The sequence below is a fragment of the Nisaea sp. genome, from assembly GCF_040217065.1.
GTDB lineage: Bacteria > Pseudomonadota > Alphaproteobacteria > Thalassobaculales > Thalassobaculaceae > Nisaea.
This window is the reverse complement of sequence record NZ_JAVJNX010000005.1, coordinates 446,415-459,340: the sequence shown is the minus strand read 5'-3', so window position 1 is coordinate 459,340 and position 12,926 is coordinate 446,415. Positions and strand designations below refer to the sequence as shown.

Annotated in this window: 15 protein-coding genes; 3 read left to right on the top strand and 12 right to left on the bottom strand. The window is 59.3% G+C overall.

Annotated features, from left to right (window positions below; all coding sequences use genetic code 11):
* Nucleotides 1-8: 8 nt before the first annotated feature.
* Both RH950_RS06810 and fliI read right to left on the bottom strand, forming a co-directional pair.
* Nucleotides 9-425, bottom strand: a complete 417-nt coding sequence (locus tag RH950_RS06810) for a flagellar FliJ family protein (RefSeq protein WP_350055005.1) — start codon at nt 423-425, stop codon at nt 9-11.
* Entirely contained in the window at nt 422-1,783 is a 1,362-nt protein-coding gene (fliI, locus tag RH950_RS06805) for a flagellar protein export ATPase FliI (protein WP_350055003.1), read from the bottom strand. Before fliI ends, RH950_RS06810 begins: the two co-directional genes overlap by 4 nt.
* A gap of 176 nt (nt 1,784-1,959) precedes the next feature.
* Between fliI and ctrA the strand changes: the two genes are divergently transcribed.
* Entirely contained in the window at nt 1,960-2,682 is a 723-nt protein-coding gene (gene ctrA, locus RH950_RS06800; RefSeq protein WP_350055001.1) for a response regulator transcription factor CtrA, read from the top strand.
* Nucleotides 2,683-2,778: 96 nt separating this feature from the next.
* Here ctrA and RH950_RS06795 read toward each other — a convergent pair whose 3' ends face one another.
* From RH950_RS06795 to RH950_RS06765, 7 genes are all read right to left on the bottom strand, one after another.
* Entirely contained in the window at nt 2,779-3,615 is an 837-nt protein-coding gene (locus RH950_RS06795; protein ID WP_350054999.1) for a CheR family methyltransferase, read from the bottom strand.
* A 6-nt stretch (nt 3,616-3,621) separates the two neighbouring features.
* Nucleotides 3,622-4,806: a protein-glutamate methylesterase/protein-glutamine glutaminase gene (locus RH950_RS06790; protein WP_350054997.1), complete on the bottom strand. Its 1,185-nt coding sequence runs from the start codon at nt 4,804-4,806 to the stop codon at nt 3,622-3,624.
* Nucleotides 4,807-5,172 (bottom strand): response regulator, encoded by a 366-nt coding sequence (locus RH950_RS06785; protein ID WP_350054995.1) that lies wholly within the window; start codon nt 5,170-5,172, stop codon nt 4,807-4,809.
* Between the two features lie 58 nt (nt 5,173-5,230).
* Complete coding sequence (locus RH950_RS06780) at nt 5,231-5,722, bottom strand: chemotaxis protein CheW (RefSeq protein ID WP_350054993.1); 492 nt, start codon at nt 5,720-5,722, stop codon at nt 5,231-5,233.
* Between the two features lie 11 nt (nt 5,723-5,733).
* Entirely contained in the window at nt 5,734-8,457 is a 2,724-nt protein-coding gene (locus RH950_RS06775; protein WP_350054991.1) for a hybrid sensor histidine kinase/response regulator, read from the bottom strand.
* Between the two features lie 177 nt (nt 8,458-8,634).
* Nucleotides 8,635-8,790: a hypothetical protein gene (locus RH950_RS06770; protein WP_350054988.1), complete on the bottom strand. Its 156-nt coding sequence runs from the start codon at nt 8,788-8,790 to the stop codon at nt 8,635-8,637.
* Nucleotides 8,787-9,275, bottom strand: a complete 489-nt coding sequence (locus tag RH950_RS06765) for a hypothetical protein (protein ID WP_350054986.1) — start codon at nt 9,273-9,275, stop codon at nt 8,787-8,789. The genes RH950_RS06770 and RH950_RS06765 overlap by 4 nt, the downstream gene beginning before the upstream one ends.
* Before the next feature lie 192 nt (nt 9,276-9,467).
* Here RH950_RS06765 and RH950_RS06760 point away from each other — a divergent pair, with 192 nt between their 5' ends.
* Together RH950_RS06760 and RH950_RS06755 are read left to right on the top strand one after the other, a co-directional pair.
* Nucleotides 9,468-9,671: a DUF3553 domain-containing protein gene (locus RH950_RS06760; RefSeq protein WP_350054984.1), complete on the top strand. Its 204-nt coding sequence runs from the start codon at nt 9,468-9,470 to the stop codon at nt 9,669-9,671.
* Between the two features lie 53 nt (nt 9,672-9,724).
* Nucleotides 9,725-10,792 (top strand): Rossmann-like domain-containing protein, encoded by a 1,068-nt coding sequence (locus RH950_RS06755; RefSeq protein ID WP_350054982.1) that lies wholly within the window; start codon nt 9,725-9,727, stop codon nt 10,790-10,792.
* A 38-nt stretch (nt 10,793-10,830) separates the two neighbouring features.
* Here the strand turns inward: RH950_RS06755 and RH950_RS06750 are convergent, their stop codons facing one another.
* From RH950_RS06750 to fdhD, 3 genes are all read right to left on the bottom strand, one after another.
* Complete coding sequence (locus RH950_RS06750) at nt 10,831-11,196, bottom strand: hypothetical protein (RefSeq protein WP_350054980.1); 366 nt, start codon at nt 11,194-11,196, stop codon at nt 10,831-10,833.
* A gap of 75 nt (nt 11,197-11,271) precedes the next feature.
* The gene (mobA, locus tag RH950_RS06745) at nt 11,272-11,901 is read right to left on the bottom strand and encodes a molybdenum cofactor guanylyltransferase MobA (RefSeq protein ID WP_350054978.1); all 630 of its coding nucleotides are present in this window, start codon (nt 11,899-11,901) and stop codon (nt 11,272-11,274) included.
* Nucleotides 11,891-12,784 carry a formate dehydrogenase accessory sulfurtransferase FdhD gene (gene fdhD / locus RH950_RS06740; RefSeq protein WP_350054976.1) on the bottom strand — a complete coding sequence of 298 codons (894 nt, stop codon included), beginning with the start codon at nt 12,782-12,784 and terminating at the stop codon, nt 11,891-11,893. Before fdhD ends, mobA begins: the two co-directional genes overlap by 11 nt.
* Nucleotides 12,785-12,926 lie beyond the last annotated feature (142 nt).

The window sequence follows — 12,926 nt, the reverse complement described above, 5'->3', positions numbered from 1 at the left end:
ACAGGCATCTATACCCGGCGCTGCTTCATCATGTTGAGGGCGATCTCGTCGATTTCCATTTGATCGAGTCTGCCGAGACGCTGAGCCTCACGGGCCTCGTGCTCATCCATCACCGCCTCGGCCTTGCACAGCTCCTGATAGGCATCCAGGACCTCTTCGTTGGCGGCGTCGATTTCGCGTTTCTTCGCTTCGATCATTTCCTGCTGCGCCTGCACACGTGTCTTGAAGTGGTGCATGTAGGCTTCCAGCGTCCGGCGCGCTTCCAGCGATCCCGCCGCGGCCTGCTTCTCGCGCTCGAACTCGCGCCGCATGGCATCGGCCTGGGCCTGCAATGCAGCCTCCTCCTGCAGCAGCACCCCCATTGCCCGGCGCTTTTCGTCCAACTCCCAGGTCCGGAGACGGGTCAGTTGCTGAAACTGGCTCACGGTTCACCCTGCTCTTCCTGCGCGTCCGTGCCGCCGACCATGGAAAGAATGGCATCCAGCTGGGCGTAGCCCGATTCCAGGGACGCCGGCTCGTTCTTGTCCTGCGACAGGAAACGCTCAAGCGACGCATGATACATGATGGCCTCATCGACATCGGGGTCACTGCCCTTGCGATAGGCGCCGAGCCGGATCATGTCAGCCATGTTGTCATATGTCGCCATCAGAGCCCGGGCGCGCCGGACCAGCGCATTTTCCTCCGGCGTGTTGCAGTCCGGCAAGGTCCGGGAAACGCTCCGCAATACGTTGATCGCGGGATAACGGCCTCGATCGGCGATACCGCGCTCCAGCACGATGTGGCCGTCGATGATCCCGCGGACAGCATCCGAAATCGGCTCATTGTGGTCATCGCCTTCCACCAGGACCGTGAACAGACCGGTGATGGTGCCTTCTCCGGCACCCGGCCCGGCCCGCTCCAGCAATTTCGGAAGTTCGGAAAACACCGTCGGCGTGTACCCTTTGGAGGCTGGCGGCTCACCCGTGGCGAGGCCAATCTCGCGCTGCGCCATGGCGAAACGGGTCACACTGTCCATCATGCACATGACGGTCTTGCCCTCGTCACGGAAATATTCGGAGACGGCCAATGTGAGATGGGCGGCCTGGCGCCGCATCAACGGGGATTCGTCGGATGTGGCAACCACAACCACACTGCGGGCGAGGCCTTCCTCGCCAAGATAGTCCTGAATGAATTCCTGCACCTCACGACCGCGCTCACCAATCAGGCCGATGACATTCACCTCGCTCTGGGTAAACCGCGCGATCATCGACATCAGCATTGATTTGCCCACACCAGAGCCGGCGAAAATTCCCATCCGCTGGCCTTTGCAGACCGACATGAAGGTATTGATGGCGCGGACGCCGAGATCCAGTTTCAGGCCGACCCGCTGGCGCGTGTGTGCCGCCGGCGGCTGCGTCTTGACCGGACAGCCACGCGGGCCGTCACCAAGCGGCCCCTTGCCATCTACAGGCTCCCCCATTGCGTTGACGACGCGCCCGAGCCAGCCGTCATGCGGAAAGACCACCGGCGCCGCGTCGGAAATTTCCGCCCGGCTGCCAATACCGATGCCGTCAAGGGCACCGAATGGCATGGCCAGCGCCCGGCCATCCTTGAAACCGACAATTTCACAGCTGACGCGTTTGCCGCCCCGGGCCTGCAGATGCAGCCTGTCTCCGATGGAAAGCGCCCGGTCCACCCCACCAACCTCTACCATCATGCCGAGCACGGCGGTCACACGACCGTAGAGCCGAAATTCGGCGATCTTGTCGATTTCCGATGCCAGATTCCCGAGGGCAGTGACCACCCGACCAAACTCCTTAAGACGACCAGTGCTTTCAGGGCCGTGTTAACTGGCCTACAGTGTGAGTCTATCACTAACAAGAACGCCTGGCACGCTTTCGACCGGGCGCTATCTCAGGTTAACGGTTTGTTTATGTTACCGCGTTAACCTTTGCCCAAGCCTATTTGAGGGAGAGTCATATGCGTGTACTCCTAGTTGAAGACGATTTCGCCACAGCGCAGAGCATCGAGCTCATGCTGAAAGCCGAAGGCTTTGTGGTTGATGTAACGGAACACGGCGAGGACGGCCTCGAGATCGGCCGACTCTATGACTACGACATCATTCTCCTCGACCTGATGCTGCCGGATCTCGACGGCTACGAGGTCCTGCGCCGCCTGCGTGGCTCGAAGGTTGAAACCCCGATCCTGATTCTCTCCGGTCTTTCCGAGCTGGACAACAAGATCAAGGGGCTCGGCTTCGGCGCTGACGATTACCTGACAAAGCCTTTCGACCGGCGCGAGCTGATTGCCAGGATTCAGGCCATCATCCGGCGTTCCAAGGGGCATTCGGAATCGGTGATCACAACAGGTCCGATCGCCGTGAACCTGAGCACCCGCAGCGCGGAGGTCGGGAACCAGCCGGTCCACCTGACGGGCAAGGAATTTGCGATCCTCGAGCTGCTGTCCCTGCGCAAGGGCACGACCCTGACCAAGGAAATGTTCCTGAACCATCTTTATGGCGGGATCGACGAGCCGGAACTGAAGATCATCGACGTCTTCGTCTGCAAGCTTCGCAAGAAGCTCTCCAAGGCAACGGGCGGCAGCAATCACATCGAGACCGTCTGGGGTCGCGGCTATGTCCTGCGAGACCCTGCCGACGCCACCACCAATGCCGGCGAAAAAATCAAGGTGCCTGCCGAGTAAGGCTTTCAGATCCAGGCCATCTGCACTGACAGACAAAGGGCTGAACCGGTAAACGGTTCAGCCCTTTCTGCATGTCAGGCGTCGGTTTGATCGACGTCAGACCGTTGGTTTCTGGCCATCCTTGGCGGTCGGCTGATACATACCGCGCTGACCTTTCACCGGCTGGAACTTGTCGGTGATGCTGATGACCGTCTCGGCGCCGCCGAGATAGAGATACCCGTCCGGCGCAATCTGGCGGGAGACACCTTCGAGCACTTTCCGTTTCGTCTCCTGATCGAAATAGATCAGCACGTTCCGGCAAAAGACGATGTCGAAATTGCCCAGCGCCCGGGGATCCTGCAGCAGGTTGAACTCACGGAATGTGACCATCCGGCGGATCTTCTCGTTCAGCTGCCAGCGATCACCGTCCTGCTGGAAATACTTCACCAATAGCTGAACCGGAAGACCCCGCTGCACTTCGAACTGGGAGTAGATACCGGCACGGGCACGGGCAACCATCTCTGCCGAAATGTCGGTGGCAACAATCTCGACCCGCCAGCCGGCGAGTTTCGAGGCGAGTTCGTCAAGCACCATGCTGAGCGAGTACGGCTCCTGCCCGGAGGAACAGGCCGCGCTCCAGATCCGGATGGACTTCTTTGCCGCCCGGGACTGCAGCAGGCTCGGCAGGACGACCGTCTTGAACTGATCGAAGGGTGTCCGGTCACGAAAGAACAAGGACTCGTTGGTCGTCATCGCGTCGGTGATCGAATTGACCAACTTCTCGTCGCGCCGGGACTTGAGGGTCGAGACAATCTGTTCGATCGAACTCAGGCCATGGCTGCGGGCGACCGGCTGCAGCCGGGTTTCAAGCAGATACCCCTTGTCCGGAGTCAGGACGAGGCCCGACTGTTTGTACAACATGGACGACAGGAATTCGAAATCAGAGCTGTTCATGCCAGCCTACCCCCTCGCCAGTCGATTAACGCTGGCGCCAATCTCCGAAATCGGGAGAACCTCACAACACAATCCGGCTTGTGCCACGGCGCCAGGCATGCCCCAGACGACACTGGTCGTTTCATCCTGTGCAACAATGTCGCCTCCCGCTTCCACAACGCCGCGACATCCCTCACGCCCGTCATGGCCCATGCCAGTAAGGATCACCGCGAGGACACGCCCGTAAGCCTTGACCAGACTGCGCATCATAGGATCGACCGACGGCCGACAGAAATTCTCCGGCGGCTCTTGATTCAACGCGATCACTTTTTCAACGCCTTCTGCCTTCACCGTCATGTGATAGCCGCCAGGAGCGAGATAGACCCGCCCCGGGGCCACAACGTCGCCGGTTTTCGCCTCGGAACAAACCCAGCCGGATGATTTCGTGATGTGTTCAGCCAAAATCGTCGTGAAGGTCGGCGGCATATGCTGCGTGACGAGAATGGGCTGCCGAATGGTTTTCGGAATATCCGCCAGCACCCGAAACAAGGCTTGCGGTCCGCCGGTTGAGCTTCCGATACCAATTACATCGGCCCGTCGGCCGCTCGGCTTGCGCAAAGTGAACTCGCTGCGAGCGGCGCCGGAGCGCACAACCTTCGGTGTCGCGACTGCGGCCCGCCCCGCAACCGGCTCGGCCCTTGGCGCCGCCACACGACTGGGTGCAGATGAGGCGGAAGGCGCTGCAGTACCTGACCTGCGCCGGCGCTGCGCACCGAACGCCTTGACCTTACTCAGAAGATCGCTTGGAAAATCGGCAGAACCTGTCATCTCTGACGTTGAACTCGGCTTCGTCAGATAGTCTCTGGCGCCAAGTGCGAGGGCCTTGAGCGAGATTTCCGCATTCCGCGCCGTCAACGTCGATGCCATCACGACCTGCACGTTCGGATCGACTTTCAGAAGTTCAGGCAACGCGGTGATACCATCCATGCGCGGCATTTCGATATCAAGCACGATGATCTCGACATCATTGTTTTTCAGGGCATCGATTGCGCGCTGGCCGTCTCCGACGGACGCCACGATCTTGATGTCCGGATCGACCTCGAGAAAACGCGTGAACAAACCTCGGATCACCGCCGAGTCATCCACAAGCATTACCCTGTACGGGTCGGTTGACCGCGGCTTTGCTTCCGCGGACGCACTTTGTCCGCGCATTTACAGCAGCCCGATCTGGGAGAACTTTGTTTCGATGATCTCGCTGTCGAACGGCTTCATGATGTACTCGTTAGCTCCGGCAGAGAGAGCCTCCTGAATATGCGCCATGTCATTTTCGGTCGTACAGAAAATGACCTGGGGCTGATCGCCTTCCGGCAGCTTGCGCAATTCGCGCAAGAAATCGATGCCGCTCATGACCGGCATGTTCCAGTCCAGAAGGATCGCGTCGGGCAGTTTGGCCTTACAGGCATCAAGTGCTACCTGCCCATCTTCCGCTTCACTGGTTTCGAACCTCAGTTCTTCCAGGATTTTCCGGGCCACCATTCGAACGACTTTCGAGTCATCCACAATCAGGCAGGTTTTCATATGAAACTCCGCGAATTATCACGCGCCGATTGTCGCACAGACGACAATCCGTTGCACACTAAGCCGCTTCCTCTCCCTGGAAGCGAAGCAGCGCCCGAACATCGAACACGACCAAGAGGCTCTTATCGAGCCGGTAAATGCCCGTCGAAACTTCTCGAATATTCCCATCCAGTGTCGCAGGATGCTGTTCAAACTTGGCTTCGTCCAGTGAAAGCACCTCACCGACTGAATCCACCATAAGGCTGTATAACTCGCCCTGATCCTCGACCACAATGCTCATACCTTCGTGGTCGCCCTCACGGGGCGGCATGTTCAGGCGGCTACGGATATCGATTGCCGTGACAATCCGGCCGCGGAGATTCAGCGAACCCGCCACTTCCTTCGGCGAAAGCGGAATGCGCGTGATCCGCTGCGGGCCGAGCACGTCATGCACCTGAAGAACCGGTATGCCGAAAAGCTGCTTTCCGATCATGATCGAGACGAACTGTTTCAGCTCACCAAGCGCAACAACGCTGTGCCCGGTCGACTGAGTAGCTGGTAAATCAGACATCTTTCCCTCACTCACGCGTCAATGGTTTGCGCCAATGTCTCCAGCAGCGCGTCCCGGTCTAGTTTGGCGATATAATCCGTGAAACCGACTTCGCGGCCCCTATCGAGGTCACGCGGACCGGTATGGGACGACAAGGCGATGATTGGCGTATCCTCCCAGCGCGCAATTTCGCGCAGGCGACGCGTCAGTTCGAACCCGTCGATTCCCGGCATCTCGATATCACTGATGATGGCGTCGAAATCCGCGCCGTTTTCACACAGCTCAAGAGCGGCCTCGGCGTGATTGACCGTCGTGACGTCATACCCTGCAACCGAAAGCAGAGGCTTGATCAGGTTACGGAAAAACGCGCTGTCATCGACCAGGAGCACACGCCGCGGCGCGGTCGGCTCCTTGCTGTCGCCTTCCGCCGCTCCGAACCAGTCCCCATAGGCCTGGGTCAGGTAGAAACCGGCATCGATGATTTCCGTCGCCTTGCCTGCGATCACCGCGCTGCCCATCAGCCACGGGGCATCCGGACGAACCTCGATATTGATCCGGTCTTCGACGATATCGACGATCTGGTCGACGATAAGGCCCATCGAACGCTCATTGTCGGTAAAGACAAGCACTGGCTGACGGCCTTCGGCCTCAAGCTTGAGCTCCTCTTCCATCGCGATCAGAGGCATCAACTGGCCACGATACTGAACGAGCGGACGGCCTTCGGAATATTCAACCGTCGCCAGGTCGATCTCTTCCAGGCGGGCAACCAGCGCGAGCGGCACCGCCTTCGGGCTCTTGCCACCGGCTCGGAACAACAGCAGCGACGAAACATCGGACTGGTGCGTCAGATGACGGGCCGTGTCCTTGCCTTCCTCATCCACCATCTTGAGATCTCCGCTAGCGGCCGCGATCCCGTTCGGGTCAAGGATCATGATCACGCTACCGTCACCGAGAATGGTGTTCCCCGAGAAGAGCGTGATATTGCGCAGGATCGGCGCCACCGGCTTCACGACGATTTCCTCGGTATCAAAGACCCGGTCAACCATGATGCCGACCGAATAGGTGCCGACTTGCAGAACCACGATAAAGGTTTCCTGCGGTGTTTCCTGTTCGCTTTCGTCCAGACGCAGCATGCGCTTGAGCGAGACAAGCGGAAGCAGACGGTTGCGAAGGCGCAGAACCGGCGTGCCGTGGACTTCTTCGATCTTGTGTTCGCTGTTGCTCGAGGCCCGGACCAGTTCCACCACACTGAGCTGCGGAATGGCGAAGCGTTCACCGCCCGACTCAACGATGAGCGCGGAAACAATCGCCAGGGTCAGCGGAATCTTGATGATGAAGGTCGACCCTTTGCCGAACGTGGATTTCAGCTCGATCGTGCCGCCGATCTTCTCGATGTTCGTGCGCACGACATCCATGCCGACGCCACGGCCGGAAACGGATGTGACCTGTGCCGCCGTCGAGAATCCGGCCCGCATGATGAACTGGTGGATTTGCTGCTCGGAAAGCGCATCCGCTTCGGATTCAGCGACCAGCCCGTTGGCAATGGCCTTGGCCTTGATCTTCTCCGGGTCGAGGCCCTTACCATCATCCTTGATCTCGATGATGATGTGTCCGCCTTCGTGGTAGGCGTTCAGCGTCACGGTACCGGTCTCAGGCTTGCCTGCGGCGATACGCGTCGGGCCGTCCTCGATACCGTGGTCCGCCGAGTTGCGAACCATGTGCGTCAGCGGATCCTTGATCAGCTCCAGCACCTGACGGTCGAGTTCGGTGTCCGCACCGAGCATCTGCAGATCGATCTTCTTGTTCAGGTCGATCGAGAGATCACGGACCAGGCGCGGCAGTTTCGACCAGGCATTTCCAATCGGCTGCATACGCGTCTTCATGACGCCTTCCTGCAGCTCCGACGTAACCTGACTCAGGCGCTGCAGCGGCACCGTGAATTCACTGTCTTTCTCATTGCGGGAGATCTGCATCAGCTGGTTGCGTGTCAGAACCAGCTCGCTGACCATCGTCATCAGATTCTCGAGCAGATCGACATTCACCCGGATGGTCTGGTTGGCGACCGCGGATTCACGCACCTGCTTTTCCTGCTCGGGCGGTTTCGCCACGCCCTGGGAGGCGCTGACGGCGACTTCGGTTTTCGGCGCCGGCGGTGCGGGATCGGGCTCGACAGCCTCATCCGCTGACGCCGCGTCGGCAATTTCGGCTTCCGGCTCGTCAGACGCAACGTCATCGGGGCCCGGCGCTTCCATGAAGGCGCGCTCCAGCTCTTCAAGGCTCACTTCACCCGGACGGGGGGGAGCCGGCTCCTCTGTTTCGAGCTCCGGCTCCGGCTCGGGCTCCGCAGCGGCACCGGGCGCAGAAACGTCGTCAAGCGCGCCACCGTCAGCTACATGGTTGAGGCGGTCGATCAGGTCCTGATCATCACCTTCAGGCTCCACCTCGTTCTCTTCGAGCGAAGACAAAAGCCACTTGATCCGGTCGAAGGATTCAAGAATGAGCGTGACAGCATCAGGCGTGACTTCGAGGTTGCCGTCGCGAATCTTGCCGAGAACATTTTCCGATGCATGAGCAACGGCTTCCAGCCGAGGCAGACCAAGGAAACCACAGGTCCCCTTGATCGTGTGGACAAGCCGGAAAATATTACTAAGAAGGCCCTGGTCATTTGGATTCTGTTCCAGCTGGACCAGTTCTACGTCGAGCTCCGAAACGCTTTCGGACGTCTCCGTGAGGAATTCGCTGAGCAGCTCATCCATCCACTTTACCCCAATCTATCTCGTTCGACGGCCATCTTGAAGTTGGCCCGCAAGCGCATAGCGCCGCGTTGTTGGTGTCTTTTCAATCCGGTTCGAGCCTAGGCCAAACCATTGAAGAAAGCGTTAACCCATTTACACTGCGGGAACAATTCATGGCCAACGCGGTTCCACCTACTTTCAGGTGAAATTAACATCGACTTTGACCCGGCCGGTTTCTTCCGAAGCGGAGAAATGCAGCCCAAAGCGATGGGCGTTGACTGCCGCGACATGCGCGACAACCGACTTGCTGGTCAAATCGCCTTCCGGCAAATCCGGCTCAAGGGCCGCTCTCACGTCATCGGGGATATTCGCGCCGTCACCTTCTGCCGACAGCTCGAAACGATCCCCCCATCATCAAAAACAGTAAGAGTAATGCTGCCCCCGCGCGGCAGGCATTCGCACAGGAAGCTCACCATGCCGAGAAGGACCTTGATTCCGCCGGGCCGCGGCCGAACCAGCTTGGGATCGACCGGGCATTCAAGGACGAAATCGATCTTGCGTGCCTGGAGATAAGGCGCGGTGAGTCTGGCGCCGTCCGCCAAGGAATGGTCACTGTTGGATCCGGATCCGCCAAAGGCGACTCGAAAAAAAGAAAGCCGTTCCGATGCCTGTCGCGCGCTGGTTCCAATAAGGGCGAGCGCTTCCTGTTCAAGATCAGACCCTGCGCCGCCAACGTCCGAAATCAGTTCGGCGCCATTGACCGTTGCGCTGACCGGACTGATCAGATCGTGAAACAGCCGGGATAACAGTATATCGATCAATACCATATGCTCTTTCATGCAAGACACTCTCGGACATTTTTTGCGACGACGCCAGTGTGAGATGAGTGTGCTCGCCGTCTCTTGTTTCAGCTTTCGGAAAACTCTGTATGAAATCTTATTGAAGTTTGATTCCGCTTTCCTTCACAATTCATTAATCGCGCGAATTTAACCGGCGTGAGAGCGTCGAAGTGCCCCTACGACGAGGATCCCATGGCCCATTTTCTCCTACCCGGCAGCTTTGTTTTGCTCGCAGATGAACCGGATTGGGGGATTGGCCAGATTCAATCTGTCGTCGGTGACCGGGTCACAGTGAATTTCGAACATCGCGGCAAGCAGCTTATCAACAGTGCCAAGGTGGATCTGGTTGCTGCCGACGACATTGTCGAGCAACGCCGCGCCGCGCGGTTCGGGTGACACTCAGTGTTGTTTGAATAGGCTCCCCGGCGCAGAAGCGAGTTGCTAGCCTCATGATGCTGCCGCTCCCTGGCCTCCAACCCGGTTGGCTTCTTTCGGAATCCGACCATTTCGGTGACCCGTCGCCTCGGGATTTTCTCACCCGCCTTGATCGGCGCCGCTGGAGAATTGAACGCTTTCCATCGGAGTCCCCCGGCGACGCCCTCGACTGCGATCTGCTTTTTATCGAGCTGCCAATCAAAGAGCCTGACGTTGACGCTGCGCTGAACGAAACCGTCTCCGTCGCAATCAAGAACTCCGTCCCGGTGCTGTTCCATGGTCCGGCCGCCCTTCTTGCGACCATCGGCCGGCGTTGCGGTCTCGCCCCCGTTCCCCTGACGCCGGACGAGCTGCCTTACTGGTGGGGACCGGAGCGGATGGATGAAGAACTGATCCGCAACACACCCTCATTGCCGATAACATCGGTCACGCTCGGCCGGTACTGGGCGGCGGTAGAAACCGGCGGCTCCATGGGACTTGCCGCAATGGCACACCGATCCAGTGCCGCCGACGACACGGCCGCGCCTTTCGATCCTGCAACCATGATCGGCGTGCCGCTATCCACGGTGGCGACCGGTCTGCGTCAGTTGTCCGGAATGGCACGAACCCTGGCCTGTGCTGCGGTCAATGCGGGTATACCCGCTCCGCCGCATGCCGTACCAGGCGACGGCCTGCTCTCGGATCACGCAAATCCCGGCAGGAGGACCGTGATCGTCGGGCGCTTCCCTGCTTTGCAGGCCAAGCGACCAGGCGCAATCGTCCTGGAAATGTCGCCTGGACCGGACGATCTGCCGGCGGACGCAGCGGCCTACGTCATTCCAGGCGCAGGAGAGCTCCTGGTCACCGCGTCGGCCTGGTGTAACGGAACCCTGCCCGGCTTGCTGCGGCTCGCAAAGAACGTCCCGGTCACACTCGTGGGGCCCGGCACGCCGCTCTCTCCCGCGCTCCACGCCTACGGCATCAGAACACTGGGCGGCTTCAAGCCCGTCGACCGCGATGCCATCAGATCGGTCATCGCGAATGGCGGCGGCGTGAAAGCGTTCAAAAAATTCGGTGAGCAAATCCTGCTGTCAGCGGAGTAGTTCCGCGGCGTATGCGGCCACGCGCCTTTACCAGCCTCTTATTCCACGGAACAGCCGATACGTTCAGTTGCATCGGAAACCACCAGGGTTTCTCCGATCTGCATCGTTACCCAGCAATCATCCCATTGCTTCCGGCTGCGCGCATCGACCTGGACTGTGCGCGACCCGGCCTTGAATTCGATCCGCGCGGAATCGCCGGCCTGCACGGGAAGCGCTTCCTTGGTCCAGAGCTTGACCCTGACGCTGACCTCGGTAGAGGAATCATTTCTGATGTTGATGAAATCCATCTTTGGCCCCGGCTTTTCTTCCTCTCCAAAGCAACCGGAGAGGCCAACAAGCAAAGCCATGGTTAACGTCGCGGCTTTCAAGCGCACCATATTAGTACTGCTCACATTGTTTAACATTCGAATACCAGCCGGACCATACGATGAAGAGACAAGTATGAGAAGCAACTCTACGAAATTCCGAAAATAAATCCGCTACCGAATATGCCTATTATATAACAATTCGGATGCTTTTACATCTTCGGGTTTATTGACGTTGAAGAACGGGTCGACGGGGTCGTCCGGGTAATCGGCAATTGCCATGTCGTATTGCGCCGTCCACCGATCCACCTTGCGAACGCCGTCCACCTCGAGGGCTTCCCGCAAGGCCCCTGCCAGAGCCACCGGCCAGAGGCCGATAACGGGGTGTCTGCGTCCCCCGGACGAGGCACAGGCAAGGTCGGCACCGCTGTCTTCAATGGCCCGTCCCAGACTGTGCGCGAGGTCGCGCGGCACGAACGGTGCATCGGTTGCAACGGTCAATATCCATCGCGCCGCCGGCATATGGGCTGCGGCCCAGGTCATCCCGGTCAACACGCCGGCAAGCGGTCCAGGCTGACCGGCGACAACATCCGGCGCTACCGGCAATCCATAGGCGTCGAAGCGGGCCGGATCTCCGTTGGCATTCAGCACGATGCAGCCCACCTGCCCCGTCACGCGCTCGATCACGTGCTCAAGGATCGGACGGCCGGCCAGATGCTGCAGGGATTTGTCCCCGCCGCCCATGCGGCGCGACTGTCCCCCGGCCAGCAGGACTCCGACGATGTCTCCGGTATCAATCGGCATCGGATGCCACGCTCGCCTTCCGGCCGCTCCTGCGCGGCTCGTCCGCCACGGCAGACCAGTCGGCGTCATAATTCAGCCGGTCAGCACCGGAGAGCGCGATGAACCGCTTGCCCTTTGCGCGACCGATCAGGGTCAGGCCGGCCTCGCGGGCCAGATCCACACCCCACGCCGTGAAGCCCGAGCGGGATATCAGGATCGGAATGCCCATCTGCACGGTCTTGATCACCATTTCGCTGGTCAGCCGCCCGGTCGTGTAGAAAATCTTGTCGCCGGGCTCGATGCCGTTCAGGAACATGTAACCGGCAATCTTGTCTATGGCATTGTGCCGGCCGACATCCTCCATGTAAATCAGAGGCTTGTCTTCCTTGCAGAGGACACAGCCATGAATCGCCCCGGCTTCGAGATAGAGACTCGGCGTGTTGTTGATCTGCCTGGAGAGGCTGTAGATCCAGGAGGTGCGGAGCACCGCATCACGCGGCAGGGCGATATCCTCGAACTTCTCCATGAGATCCCCGAAGACGGTACCCTGGGCACAGCCTGATGTCCGTATCTTCTTTTGCAGTTTCTCCTCGTAATTCGTTTCGCGCTCGGTACGAACCACCACAACATCGAGATCGTCGTCATACTCGATGCCGGTGATCCGGTCGTCCTGGCGCAGCATGTTCTGATTAAGCAGAAAGCCGACGGCAAGATAGTCGGGAAAGTCTCCAATGGTCATGGCGGTCACGATTTCCTGGCCGTTCAGGAAAATCGTCAACGGCCGCTCCATGATCACGGAAATCTCCTGCTCCCGGCCCTCGTGATCGAGTCCGGAAACCCGCCGCGTCAGGCGTGGATCGTCAGGTTGCGGGCGGATGAGGTAGTCTGGAGATTCATCTGTCATGCATTAACTATGGGCAGGCAGCCGAGTTCAGGCAATCCACATCGCGGTAAATCAGACAGTCGACGCCGGAGAAATTCAGCGCGATATTGAAGCCGGGAACGCCGAGCGCTATATCAGATTGGATATATCGGTCTCCGAAAAT

Bases quoted from the DNA above. Each gene is read 5' to 3' on its own strand.
- RH950_RS06755 (WP_350054982.1), top strand. From the start codon at position 9,725: ATGATGCTGCCGCTCCCTGGCCTCCAACCCGGTTGGCTTCTTTCGGAA.
- RH950_RS06780 (WP_350054993.1), bottom strand. From the start codon at position 5,722: ATGTCTGATTTACCAGCTACTCAGTCGACCGGGCACAGCGTTGTTGCG.
- ctrA (WP_350055001.1), top strand. From the start codon at position 1,960: ATGCGTGTACTCCTAGTTGAAGACGATTTCGCCACAGCGCAGAGCATC.
- RH950_RS06785 (WP_350054995.1), bottom strand. From the start codon at position 5,172: ATGAAAACCTGCCTGATTGTGGATGACTCGAAAGTCGTTCGAATGGTG.
- RH950_RS06795 (WP_350054999.1), bottom strand. From the start codon at position 3,615: ATGAACAGCTCTGATTTCGAATTCCTGTCGTCCATGTTGTACAAACAG.
- mobA (WP_350054978.1), bottom strand. From the start codon at position 11,901: ATGCCGATTGATACCGGAGACATCGTCGGAGTCCTGCTGGCCGGGGGA.
- fdhD (WP_350054976.1), bottom strand. From the start codon at position 12,784: ATGACAGATGAATCTCCAGACTACCTCATCCGCCCGCAACCTGACGAT.
- RH950_RS06765 (WP_350054986.1), bottom strand. From the start codon at position 9,275: ATGAAAGAGCATATGGTATTGATCGATATACTGTTATCCCGGCTGTTT.
- RH950_RS06790 (WP_350054997.1), bottom strand. From the start codon at position 4,806: ATGCGCGGACAAAGTGCGTCCGCGGAAGCAAAGCCGCGGTCAACCGAC.
- RH950_RS06760 (WP_350054984.1), top strand. From the start codon at position 9,468: ATGGCCCATTTTCTCCTACCCGGCAGCTTTGTTTTGCTCGCAGATGAA.
- RH950_RS06775 (WP_350054991.1), bottom strand. From the start codon at position 8,457: ATGGATGAGCTGCTCAGCGAATTCCTCACGGAGACGTCCGAAAGCGTT.
- RH950_RS06750 (WP_350054980.1), bottom strand. From the start codon at position 11,196: ATGTTAAACAATGTGAGCAGTACTAATATGGTGCGCTTGAAAGCCGCG.